Raw genomic sequence first — 13,080 nt, 5'->3', positions numbered from 1 at the left:
TTACTTCAACAAAGTGTATGAAATCTAAATTCTCGAATTATATAAGAAATAATATCGTTTAATTAATTCTTTCTTCTTTTTCTTGAAAATCAGAAGTTGTTTTATGTCTATTAAACATACCAGGTCTATCGAACATTTCAGAAACACTTGTATTGATTAAAAAAGGAAAATCATACGTATATTCTGGGATCCTGTTTCCTATAATTGCTGCTTCCTGAGCCCAAGGTTTTTTCACAAAAAAGGTTTGAGTGTTTTTAATAGATTCAGCAGGGTTAAAATATTTCTTTTTATTAATATGTTGCTCTGGTTCTAATTTTAAATACTCCATAATTTTCAAGGCCGTTGCATCATAATCATATACTAAATCTTCAAAATAAATATACAACACACCGCTGGAATTGTTTTTTTTGTTTTCGAGTTCTCCAACCCTTTTCCAATATTCTACAAATTCGTAAGGATTTATTGGGAATAAAGGAGTTCCTGTACCAACTGGAGGTTTATACCAATAGTTTTTATTTAATGTATATAAATCTCTTACATCACGCATAACAACAATCATTTTAAAATTTTGATCAAAATAATCATTTATCAAGTGGGTTTGTTGCGGCCAAAGCAAATGATCATATATCATAATTTGTTTTCCAGGTTCAGAACACATTTCAAAATAAGCATTAACAAATTTGCGAGCAGCACTATAAAATTCTGTAGGTGTAGGCATAGAAAAGTAATTTTGTTTTTTATCTATTACATACTTACGTCCCCATCTAATAAATGATCGTTTATAAACTATTTTAGCTGCTAGTTGTAATAGAACTTTTAAAACCGAAAACCTAACAGATTTATAATGACTGTATGTACTTCCTATTATTGGCTGGCTAATCTCTCCAATAAATTCTTGCACTGCCTTCTGAAATTTATCACCTACTAACCATTTATAGGATCCAAACCAACCGAAATTATTATTGTTAAGCCAGTTCATGCTATTAACAAATGAGGAAATTGCTGTATCAGAACGCGCAGGACTATTTACGTTCATAAGAATTGCTCCTAAATCAAATAATCCACTGTCAGCATAAAAAGGTATATGTTCGTATTCTTTATCTTCTCCAAATGGAACACCACAAACATCAAATTCTCTTAAAAAGTCAATTACGGCTGAAGAACCTGTTCCTGTATATCCTGTAACTGCAACGTTTAATCTTTTATTCATCATATCTCCCCCTATTATCAACAATATTTTTGAGCGTTTAATATAGTGCTAGTCTTATAATTAATAAATCTTTAATCTTTTTTCAAGGTTTTAACTGAAGTAATTAAATAGTAAAACAAATCATTTAATTTTATACAAAATTATTATTTTGATTAAAACTTCTTACATTTTAAAAACTTATATTATATTTAATATTAAGAATATTCAAAACATTTTTCAAGTTATTCTTTACATTTATTTAAATGTATTTAAGAATTGCTTCATTTCATTCTAGGATTTGCATTGATTTTAAAATTTACAATTTATTGTATTGAATTACTCCTTAAAAAATAATTATATATATTAGTGACGGCACAAAGGTAAAGTTAATATTTTGATTGAACTTTTCTTTTTAGAAAATTTATAAGTGTAAAAAGAAAGAGTAGTATTAAACTAAACTGAATAAAAAAAGCTGAAGATATATGGAATGCAAATATCTTCAGCACTTTTACTACTATTTAATATTCTTACATCAAAACTTTTCAATTTAGACATAATATTCACAAACATTTTTATATTAAAATAAAGAAGTTTATTTCGTATTCACTACTCAATAAACTTCTTTAACCTTTCATTTGATTTTTATTATTAGAATTGTGAACTGCTTTTTCGGCTTTTTTTCTTGAAAGTAATTCGGTTCGGTGTGATTCAGTAATTTTTTCAGAACGAGAACTTGCTTTAGCTAAAGAAAAGACAATGGCTAATACAAATACTCCTCCACTCATAAATACTCCCCACATAGTAAACGCCTCTTTTTAATTTATTTTATTTAATAATCACTAACTTTGATATAACCTTTTGCTGTTCTTTCAAATCGTCATACAAAAATTTAAAATTATATTAAAACCAAAATTTCTATATTTTTTACTTCTTTAATTATAACATTTTTATTCTAAACTATTAAATTCTTTACCTTTTTTTATATTTTCACACTCATTACTTATCTTTAATTATTAAATTTTTAATTTATAACAACTTTCGCAGAAACAATAAAAAACCTTTACCAAACTTAAAATGGTAAAGGTTTTATTTATTAAATGAGCTAATAAGCATTGTTTGAACCAAAGAGAACAAATACCGTTTTAAATATTAATTTTAGATCTACCAAAATACATCGCTCTTGAATGTATTTTAAATCCAAAGCAACCCATTCCTCAAATCCAATACTACTTCTTCCACTTACCTGCCAGTAGCAAGTAAGTCCTGGAGTAACAGCTAACCTCTTTTTTTCATAAGAAGTATATAGCGCCACTTCGTCCGGCAGCGGTGGTCTTGGACCCACTAGACTCATTTCTCCTTTAAGAACATTTAGTAGTTGTGGCAGTTCATCAATGCTTGTTTTTCTGATAAATCTCCCTATTTTTGTAACTCGTGGATCGTGTTTAATTTTAAAAATAGGCCCTGTTGCTTCATTTTGATTTGCTAAGGTTGCTTTCAATGCTTCTGCATTGCTTACCATTGAACGGAATTTATACATAAAAAACATCTTTCCGTCTCTTCCAACTCGTTGTTGTTTGAAGAAAATAGTGCTGCGCCAGTCTTCACTTTTTATCAAAATACATATGACTAGAAAAAATGGAAGAAGAAGTAGAATCCCGACTAACGATAATAAAATATCGAGAACACGCTTAGAATAAAGATAAGAATTGTTAGCACTATTTATAGGTACTTTAGTAGAAGGTTGTGGAAACTCAGTTATCATTTCATGTTTACTTTTCTCAAAAACTCTCAATAAAATCCCCCCTTTTTGCCTATTAGTCTATATTTTTCGAATTTTCTCTACTTTTTTATACCTTTTCTAATTCATAATTATTTTATTCTTTCTATGAGTATGTAGATAATTACCTAATTACAATAGTTCAGAAAAAATTGTGTAACTAGGATTTCTTTAATCACCTCGTTTTTTGAATTTTCAATATTTTATAACATTTTAACATGAATTAATATTCTTTTAACATTAAATTTTCTAAAAACTAGTAAAATATAACTTATTATTTAGTTTAATTTTTTTATAATAAATTTTATTAGTTATAAATACCTAAATTTATAACAAGTATCATTATTTCAATTTAAATAGTGATATTTATTTGTTTTTGCTGTTTACCTTCCAATCATGCCTCAATAAACTTCCGTATTTGTCTTTTTAAAAGCAGAGGGTAACGGAGTAAAGCGCATTTTTAATTTAATTCATTTAACATCTAGATTTTTCTTAGTCGTAGAACGCCTTTTCATCTAGAGTTTATTAACTATTGCGATTACTTAAAGCTTCTAAAAAACCTTTTAATAAGCAACTTTATCTGTTTTTTCATAACAGCTGGAAAAAGTTTTGTTATTTACTGATGGAAGAATCGTTTCCCTTTCCTCTGCAAGCCGGCAAGCTATGGACGCCATTGCAGATCTCCATAACTCAAAATATTTCTCATTTAAAGTCACACCTTCTTTTCACCATCGCTCACTTTCTCGTCACTTTTCTTCTTTTTAGTACTAATACTAGACTCTAAAGGTTAAAAGACGATTAAATAGTTCGAGTAATTTATTATGATAAAAAAAGCTTTTTCGGCCAATAATAAAATTAGTTGGTCAAAAAAACTTTTATTGATTATCGTATGATAATTTCAGAACATTAAATATACTAAACACAGCAATGAATTTTCCGTAATCTTTCTAGACAAGAACATTTTACAACGTCTTTTTTCATTCATTATCACTCTACTTTTTACTCTTAAGATTCTTTCTGTAACATAGCTTTCCAATTGAAAGCCGAATATAGTAATGATCTTATAATTTCTTCTACTGTATCGTCTAAGCGGATCTAGCATAACCATTTTTTTACAAGCCCTAGTACTAATTATGATTATAAAAAGATGCAGCAATCACTCCTGCCCTAATACCATCGGCATCAATACTATATTCAACTAATTCTTTTACTACCTTGTAAATATGGCGGCAATAATCAGGTCGCACCTAATCGCTGTAATTTTAAGAGTGCAACTTTTTACTACGCTGTTGATATCATTTAAAGCGCTTTATGTATATTAGTAGGTTTTGGTTAAATCGCCATTATCTTTAATTTTTACTTTATGTATTTATATAAACGGAGATTAATGTGCGTTTTTTTCTACACAATCGCCAGCATATTGCTTGATTTCCCAGCCCTGTTAAACCTATCAACATTGTTAATACATTTAATGAAGAAGCTAATATTTATGCATAAGAAGAAGCTTGCCCCAAACACTGGGACAAGCTTTTCAAGTGCAATCTTTTACTATTTCGCATTACTCTTTTAACAAGTGAGCAGCTCTACATATTCAATAACTTTTCGTTCAGATTAGTTAGCTGTTTTTACAGAAGCACGTTTTTTGTAATTCTTGCCGGAACGCCGGTTGCTGTAGAAATTTCTGCAATATCATCCATTACGACAGACCCCGCCTTGACAATACTCCATTGGCCGATTTGCTTCATCGGAATGATAGCAGCGCCCGTCTCAATCAAAGCGCCTTCCTTAATTTTTGCGCCTCCGGCCACTACCGCTCCAGGTGACACATGGACAAAATCCCCAATTTTACAATCATGTTCTACAACAATCCGCGAGTTTAAAATTGAATGGTTGCCGACACTAGCAGCTGCATTGACTATAGCTCCCGGCATAATAACGGTTCCATGGCCAATGACGGCACTTGGGCTAACTATAGCGTCTTTATGTATGGCAGTCGCATAGCATGAGGCATCTAATGAAAGCTGCTCTACGATTTTTCTTCTTACTGTATTGGCACCAATAGCAATAACCACTTTTGCCTCTTCTTTTTCAATCAATCCATATACTTCAGAAATAGGTCCAATCCAGCAGCCATCCTCTTTAAAAAGCTCAGTATACTTATCATCCAGCTTCGCCACCACCTGATTCCCACCAGATATCACGTTGTCGTAAATGACCCGTGCATGACCACTGTCGCCGATTAATATTATGTTCATATTCATTCTCCTCTATGTATTGAAAACTTTGTACTTCCCATCAATTTTTCATTGATTGTATATCCAATGTTTTATTTTCCTGTTGAGTATGTATTCTTCTTTTATTATTAATAGTATAATCTTTCTCATAATATTATAAAGTTGTATAATTAGAAATACTTTTATCATAAGTACAATGACAGATTCGAACTAAATGGATTTTCAGCTCTTTGCAGCGTCCATTTATAATCTGTGCTACTTTCCTGTTTTCTCTATATTATTGGTCGGCATAAAAAACCTCTTTGAAGAAAAATGATTTCCTTTAAAGAGGCTTCTTAAAATTCACAACTGTATTCCATTCGCTGCTATTCATTATCCTGCAGCAATCCCATCTCCCGCGAAGATTCGAAATCGAACTTGCCTGCCGGGTTTTCCAATGTCGGCAGCATCTCCATGAACGGGAACAGTTCCTTTTTCGCCACTTCGTAAATGCGGCCAAGTTCTTTTACTGGATCCGGATGTTCGTCCACCCGAAGATCGACGAGCGGATATTCTTCGGTGGAATACACTTTAAGGGAAGCAGATTGTCTCCCACGCTTGTCGCCCCCAGCAGCCTGTCCCGCTTCCATCGCTTTCAAAAGCCGCTCGGCCAGTGTCAAATCCCCAGTAGCTTCAAAGGATTTTTTCATTTCCTGGATGGTATCTTCTCCAACTAGCATATTTCCGGCAATGGCATAGTTCTCATCCGTTACGTGCCCGTACCAGCCATCGCATTTGTCTCCGGAAAACGATACAGCCAAACCGTTCTTGTCCACAATGCTGAACTGGCGGATGGACGGGTCCGGGTCTTCCTCGAGAATGCGATCCATCACTTCCTGTGCTGATAGCCCTTCTTCCAAATATTTCAGCCCGTTGATGCCGATATACGGATTGACGAATGATTGCGTTGCAATGGCGCCGACGTCCGCTTTGACAAACGGGCAAAGCAGACCGACCGCCGGAACTTTTGTCGATACGGCCACACCGAGCTGGCCGGTTTTCTCATCTCTTGCAGCGATTGAAAAAGTGTTGAGTTTTAACATTGCCATCCTCCTAGAATCACCAGATTTTTTTCTTTCTTAGTTCGTAGATGAAATACCCAAAAATCGTCAGCATCAAAAGCGCCGAGCCGAGAATGCTGATCCAGATCAATATGGTGAAAGCGCCAAGGGAAATTGTCATTTACGTTCCACCTCCGATGTATGGCTTTGGCCGACCCGGTAAAGCTTGTTCCAATTGAAATCTGCCGGCCTTACAAGGCTTCCAATCCAGCAGACAAGAAATGAAACCCAGCCGCTCGCCACCACTCCCTGCAGATTGCCTATTGTGAAGTAGACAAAATACCCTACAACAATGGCAAGAATTGAAGCGATAAAAGCGACTGTGGCATCGAGTTTTCTCCAGAACAAGCCGTAAATGATCGGGAAAACGAATGCCGCATTGATGACGCCGAGAAAAATCAGCATTTGCAGCATCGTTAAGAATTTTGGCAAGGAAATCAACAGCGCCAAAATCCCGATCACCACCGTCAAAATTTTGCTGATGCGGAGGAGCTTTTTATTGTCAGCCCGCGGATTGATGCTTTGGTAAATATCGTGGATCAATAGCGATACCAGCGCATTAAGGATTGCCGCGATGGTGGAAGCGAGCGCGGACCAGACGCCAACCAAAAACACCCAGCTGACAAAATTGCCTCCGTAGATCTGTGCGATAAACGGCGCCACTTGGTTGACCTCGGCTGGTGCCTGATTGGTGCCGATTGCAACAAAGGCGAGCGTCGCCGTGGCAAGCGGAACGAAAAACCAGCCGATTCCAGCCAAACCGAAGATGCTCATCAGCTTGTCTTTGCGCACCGCATAAGCCCGCTGCCAGAACGTATTGTCCATGAACACTTCCCCGATGGCGAACATCGCCCCCGCAAACATAAAGAGGATGCCGGCCGGCAGCAGCAAGTCCAGTTTCTCAGGAGCAAATTGCGCCATTCCCGTATAAACCGGCGCAATGCCTGTTGAAAAGTAAACAAGCGGCGGCACGACAATAACAACGATGAAGATCAACATAACCTGGAAAAATGCGATGCCGGTGATGGATGAAAAGCCGCCCATTGTGGCATAGGCAATAACGATAACGAACGTCAGCACAACCGCCAAAGTGTAAGGTACATCAAAAATCTGTTCGAGCAACAGTCCGCCGCCGATTCCTTGCGTCATCAGCAAACCGAACATATAGAAGAACAGCATGATCATGAAGAAGAAATAGTTCTTTTTGTCAAAGCGGTTCTTGTAGAAGTCGCCGACAGTTTTGCCGTTTGGAATGATTTCGTGGATCCGTTTGCCGAGCGGCGAAAACGACACCACCGCCACGCCTCCGAGGAACGAGTAGGCGATCGCTCCGATGACCCCCATTCCGTATGCCGCTTCCGGCGCCGCCATGATGGTGTTTCCCGTAATCCAGAATGCCAAAAGAGACGTTGTCCCAAATGCCACTCCCAGCTTGCCGTTCCCGGAAATGTATTCATCCGCCGTCGAAACTTTACGGGAGATGAACCAGCTGGATACAATGAAGATAGCGCCAAGGATCAGAATAACGATAATATTGCCCCAGGGAATATTCACTTGCGTTCCTCCTCATTCTCCTTATGGATCATCTCGCCATACAGACCGAACAATGGTCCGAAAGCAGAAATCACAACAATAAGAAATAAAATGATGCTGCTGGTTATCCAAAAAGTCATTTTCTTTCCTCCCCATTACTATTATGAGTAAATGGCTAACTTTTTTCTGCCTTTCCTTCTGTGTGATTTATTCCTAAAAATCAATTCAGATGTTAAAAAAACAGAATATAAAACTACAGTAATAAAGCTTAATCAAAACCCTCCTTTCACTTCGTAAATCAAACTTACTGTAGAGTATATTTATGCAAATCTAAGTTGTCAAACTAATCAGACTTTAATTCGAACTTTTTAATAAGTACTTCAATATGAAAAAAACAAACATCTCAAAGAGATGTTTGTTCTACAAAACTGTGTTCTAATTTTTATTCAAATAATATTTTTTCTGTATTTGATTTTATTATCTAGTTAAATTTTAAAGAGTTCACACGCCTGTACAATACAACAGCGTGCGAACTCTTTTTCTCTTATGAAAGAGCGTTTAGTTCCTTCTCTATTTCTTCTATCTCTGTACGGGTTATCTATTCTCTTATAAAATTATTTCATATTTCCATCTTGACGACCTTATAAATATTTCGCGCATTCATTATAATTCATATGATAAATTTAAAATTAAAATTCTTCTACACTTGATTGGTGCCGGTTGAAACATTATTAAGACCGTTCATTTTTATAATCTCCAGTATAAAAAGCCCGCATCTTCAGCTTGATTTCTATCGAACATTCCTTTAATATCCACCAAAACGCAATCTTTGTTGTCTACTTCAACACCGAAGTCCACAGCTGTAAATGGCTCATGGTGAGCTCCTATGTTTACAAGTTCCTTGTGTTTGAACATAGCTTTCACATCTTCAAGCTTGATCGATTTGAACTCTTCATGGGGTACTGCGAAAATAACTGCATCAACGCCAGTTATTTCTTCCGGGGTGCTAAGAGTCAACCTATACTCATTCCATAGATCTTCCGGGTCGGCGGAAGGATCGACAATCTTGACTTCAACTCCATACTGTTCCAACTCGTTGATCACATCGACTACTTTGGTGTTTCGGACGTCCGGGCAGTTCTCTTTGAACGTTACACCGAAGATGGCCACTTTTGCACCGTTTATCTGCTTGTTTACCTTGATCATATTTTTCACGGTATTTTCCGCTACGTATTTACCCATATCATCATTTATTTTTCTTCCTGATAAGATGATCTGGGAATGGTAGCCCATCTGCTCTGCTTTGTATGTCAGATAGTATGGATCGACCCCTATGCAATGGCCCCCTACAAGACCCGGAGAAAAGTTAAGGAAATTCCATTTGGTTTTTGCTGTTTCAAGGACTGCATTTGTATCTATCCCCATTTTGTTGAAGATGATAGACAATTCATTCATGAAGGCGATATTGATATCGCGCTGCGAATTTTCTATGACCTTTGCGGCTTCTGCCACTTTGATGCTCGCCGCTTTATATACCCCAGCTTCAACAACCAATTCGTATACTTTTGCAGCAATGTCCAATGTTTCTTCGTCTTGTCCCGCTACAACCTTAATAATAGTTTCCAGTCTATGTACCTTATCGCCAGGGTTGATTCTTTCTGGTGAATAGCCGACTTTGAAGTGCACGCCACATTTCAATCCTGACTCTTTTTCCAAAATAGGCACACAAATATCTTCTGTGACTCCCGGATAAACTGTAGATTCAAAAACGACAATGGAACCTTTAGTCAAGTTTCTGCCTAAAGTACGGCTTGCCGATTCTATAGGCGTCAAATCGGGCGTCCGGTCTCCTTTAACCGGTGTAGGCACTGCAACGATATGGAATTTCGCTTCCCTCAGCTTTGCTTCGTCCGAAGTAAAATCAATCGATGTGTTCTTGATCACTTCATTTCCTACCTCTTTCGTAGGGTCAATTCCATTTTTATACAGTTCAACCTTTTCTTTATTGACATCAAATCCAATTACGTCTATTTTTTTTGCAAATGCAACTGCAATTGGCATCCCAACATACCCCAAACCGACGATTGATACTTTTTCTTCACGATCAACAATTTTCTCATAAAGGCACATATTATTTCCCCCAATTTTAAATTAAGTACTCCAGACAACCCAATTAAGCATTAATTATCTTGATGATTTTTCTTTTTCACATTCCAATAAAACAAGGGCTAGATAACTATGGGAGCTTATAACTGATCGCATAAACTTTTCCTATTTCTTGTGTTGCAATTTTCCTAAAGAATTAAGAACTTTAATACTTTTCGTGCAGTAGCTAGATTTTCATCAAAATAAATAACATTCGAATCAATAGCCTCTTTGCTTCAAGAAGTTACTTTGTAAAAACTTTAGCTTGTTCCCTTGTTAAGGTAATACTAGTCTTTAAAGGTTAAAAGTCGGTTAAATTATTAGAATATTTCTTCATTAAAAAACACATTACAGGAATTTTAGAGATCCCTATAAGGTGTTCAATTGGTTCCTTCATTGGCAGATCTTGGAGGAGACGAAGCAGTTACAGAACACAAAAGATGATTCCGGTTCAATATCGGAATCATCTCATTGCAGCCCAGACTGCACCGCCGTTTTTACTAAGCTGCCAATTAAAGCATTTCTACTCAGTATAAGCTCCTGCTAAACTGGATTTTGTTTCGTAGCACTCGTTTATCTTATTTAGGTATGCATCTAATACAATATTTCTGTCGAATTCTGCTTCGACTTTCTTTCTTCCTGAAATCCCCATATTCTTTTTGGCTTCATCGCTCAGGTTGATGAATTTCTCTATTTTTTCGATCAGATCCTGGCTATTTTTCTCTTCAACAAGAAAGCCATTTACTCCATCATCGACTATTTCTTTGCATCCGCTTCTATTGGTCGTAATGATAGGTCTCCCGCTCGCTGCGCTTTCCAGCAATACATTCGACATCCCTTCTGCATAGTAAGTGGGATGTACGGTGCAGTGGGACATTTCAAGGAATTTTTTTATGCTTTTCTGCGATCCATGGTATTCAATAATTCCTTTTTCTTGAAACTCTCTCAGTTTGCCCTCGTATTCTTCTTCTTCATAAGAACCGAGGATATGGAATACCGTATCTGGATACTTATTTCGAATAAACTGTGCAGCTTCTAAATATTGATCTATCCCTTTTTCCTTCATGATTCGGGAAATAAACAGAAAGTGCATTTTTTCGGTCTTTTTATAATCCAATAAAGCGTACTCTGTTAAGTTGACTCCTGAGCCTGGTATCAGAACCTTTTTGGCTGGCGTCAATTTACTTCTTTCAAAGAACTCTTGGTTTTCCTGGTTCTGAAAAAAAACATAACGCGCTTTTTTGAACGATATTTTATATAGGATTAACGTAATTTTTTGCAAAATCCCTTCATTTTCTACGGCAGATCCTAACCCTGTAATGTTTGCGATAAACGGAATATCATTAAATTTGCTGACCAATCCACCATAGATATTCGGTTTGATGGTGTAAGACAAAACTACATCCGGTTTGAGTTCTTGCATTATTTTCATGTAACCCATCAACAGTTTGATATCTTTAAACGGGTTTACTCCTCTTCTATCAATCGGTGTTTCTATAAATTCACATCCCCAATCACACAATTCAGGTATGAAATCACCCATCGGCAATGAAATATATACTTCATTGGTTTTCAAAAGCTCTTGAAGCAGTTCTTTCCTGAATTTATATAAACCATAATCATGATTGGCTATTATTAGTATTTTGGGCACTGTAAATCTTCCTCCTTTATAAAACCTAATGATAAAACGATTAGTTTACTTAACATTTGTGGCAGGAAAGAAAAGCGTTCAGACCCCGCTACTTTAGGAAATCTCAGCAACAGAATCATGAATAGTTTTTACAATATTCAGATAATAACTGATATGCCAGTGCTCCGTTTAACGTCTATAGCTATATATACGAAATTTTTTTAACACAGCTGGATTTGCATATTGCTGACTATTTTAAGAACTATCCATACTTGACCAGAAACCACTTTTCAGTCTGATGGGCCATGCTTATTGACTAGGGCAGGACTTGCCCCAATCATATAGCCGGTACCACTCAGCGCTTAGGCATGTGAAGGGAAAACAATGGCAGCTTACGCCAGTTCCCACCCAGCCTTAGTCCGCCTATTGCTATTTTTCTGACCCTTCTAATTTCACTTCATAGTACTCAACATACCAGTCGACGAACTTGCTTACGCCGTCTTTGATATTTGTCTGCGGCTGGAAATCAATATCCCGATATAAATCTGCAACATCTGCATAAGTATCCGGCACATCCCCAGCTTGCAGCGGCATATAGTTTTTGATCGCTTTCTTCCCGACCTTTTCTTCGATTGCTTCGATAAAATCCATCAAATTGACCGGATTGTTATTTCCAATATTGTAGATCTTGTAAGGGGCATAGCTCGTGCCAGGATCAGGAGTGGCGCCTGTCCAATTCGGATTCGGCTGTGCCGGCTTTTCGACTAAACGCGCAATTGACTCAACAATGTCATCCACGTATGTAAAGTCACGCATCATTTCACCATTATTGAAAACATTGATCGGTTTTCCTTCAATAATATTTTTAGTGAACATGAACAGGGCCATATCCGGTCTTCCCCAAGGACCATACACGGTGAAAAACCTTAAGCCTGTCGTCGGGATATTATAAAGGCTGCTATAAGTATGGGCCATCAATTCATTGGCTTTTTTTGTAGCAGCATACAGGCTTAGCGGATGGTCAATGTTATCATGCACTGAAAATGGCAAAGATGTATTTGCGCCGTATACGGAACTTGAAGAAGCATAAATCAATTGCTGAATCTGGTTATGGCGGCATGCTTCTAAAATGTTGATAAATCCAACGATATTGGATTCGATATACGCATGAGGATTTTCCAAACTGTATCTGACCCCTGCTTGTGCCGCTAAATTTACCACAACTTCCGGTTTTTCCTGCTCGAATATTGCTGTTATCGCTTCACGACTCTCGAGGCTTTCTTCGTAAAACTTAAAATTCTCATGCGTTAACCTTTCTAAGCGTGATTCTTTCAAAGCTACCGAATAATAAGAATTGAGATTATCGATTCCAACGATAGAATGGTTTTGATCCAACAATTTTCTTGATAAATGCGATCCAATAAATCCAGCTGCGCCTGTTATTAAAATCTTCATGTAATTACCCCTCGTTT

General features: G+C 36.7%; 11 protein-coding genes. All 11 read right to left on the bottom strand.

Annotated elements, in window-relative coordinates; all coding sequences use genetic code 11:
- Positions 1-58: 58 nt before the first annotated feature.
- The 11 genes from FQV30_RS04540 to FQV30_RS04505 all read right to left on the bottom strand — a co-directional run bounded on the left by FQV30_RS04540 (position 59) and on the right by FQV30_RS04505 (position 13,063).
- Positions 59-1,210 carry a hypothetical protein gene (locus FQV30_RS04540; RefSeq protein WP_146498933.1) on the bottom strand — a complete coding sequence of 384 codons (1,152 nt, stop codon included), beginning with the start codon at positions 1,208-1,210 and terminating at the stop codon, positions 59-61.
- A 602-nt stretch (positions 1,211-1,812) separates the two neighbouring features.
- Positions 1,813-1,989, bottom strand: coding sequence for a hypothetical protein (locus FQV30_RS17875; RefSeq protein ID WP_186725521.1), 177 nt, complete (start codon positions 1,987-1,989; stop codon positions 1,813-1,815).
- Positions 1,990-2,291: 302 nt separating this feature from the next.
- On the bottom strand, positions 2,292-2,951 hold the full coding sequence (locus FQV30_RS04535) for a sugar transferase (RefSeq protein WP_146499569.1): 660 nt from the start codon (positions 2,949-2,951) through the stop codon (positions 2,292-2,294).
- 1,640 nt (positions 2,952-4,591) lie between these two features.
- Positions 4,592-5,221, bottom strand: a complete 630-nt coding sequence (locus FQV30_RS04530; protein WP_146498932.1) for an acetyltransferase — start codon at positions 5,219-5,221, stop codon at positions 4,592-4,594.
- A gap of 344 nt (positions 5,222-5,565) precedes the next feature.
- Entirely contained in the window at positions 5,566-6,282 is a 717-nt protein-coding gene (locus tag FQV30_RS04525; RefSeq protein ID WP_146498931.1) for a DUF1028 domain-containing protein, read from the bottom strand.
- 16 nt (positions 6,283-6,298) lie between these two features.
- Positions 6,299-6,421 (bottom strand): hypothetical protein, encoded by a 123-nt coding sequence (locus FQV30_RS18150; RefSeq protein ID WP_255473307.1) that lies wholly within the window; start codon positions 6,419-6,421, stop codon positions 6,299-6,301.
- A complete protein-coding gene (locus FQV30_RS04520; protein WP_146498930.1) occupies positions 6,418-7,854 on the bottom strand; it encodes a sodium:solute symporter family transporter in 1,437 nt (478 codons plus the stop codon). The genes FQV30_RS18150 and FQV30_RS04520 overlap by 4 nt, the downstream gene beginning before the upstream one ends.
- Entirely contained in the window at positions 7,851-7,973 is a 123-nt protein-coding gene (locus FQV30_RS18145; RefSeq protein WP_255473306.1) for a hypothetical protein, read from the bottom strand. The genes FQV30_RS04520 and FQV30_RS18145 overlap by 4 nt, the downstream gene beginning before the upstream one ends.
- 607 nt (positions 7,974-8,580) lie before the next feature.
- Positions 8,581-9,963 (bottom strand): nucleotide sugar dehydrogenase, encoded by a 1,383-nt coding sequence (locus tag FQV30_RS04515; protein ID WP_146498929.1) that lies wholly within the window; start codon positions 9,961-9,963, stop codon positions 8,581-8,583.
- A 538-nt stretch (positions 9,964-10,501) separates the two neighbouring features.
- Entirely contained in the window at positions 10,502-11,629 is a 1,128-nt protein-coding gene (locus FQV30_RS04510; protein WP_146498928.1) for a glycosyltransferase family 4 protein, read from the bottom strand.
- Positions 11,630-12,037: 408 nt separating this feature from the next.
- Positions 12,038-13,063 (bottom strand): NAD-dependent epimerase, encoded by a 1,026-nt coding sequence (locus FQV30_RS04505; protein WP_146498927.1) that lies wholly within the window; start codon positions 13,061-13,063, stop codon positions 12,038-12,040.
- Positions 13,064-13,080 lie beyond the last annotated feature (17 nt).

Source organism: Planomicrobium sp. CPCC 101110, from assembly GCF_007859395.1.
GTDB lineage: Bacteria > Bacillota > Bacilli > Bacillales_A > Planococcaceae > Planococcus.
The sequence above is the reverse complement of the archived record's forward strand: the minus strand, read 5'-3'. Positions and strand labels throughout refer to the sequence as shown.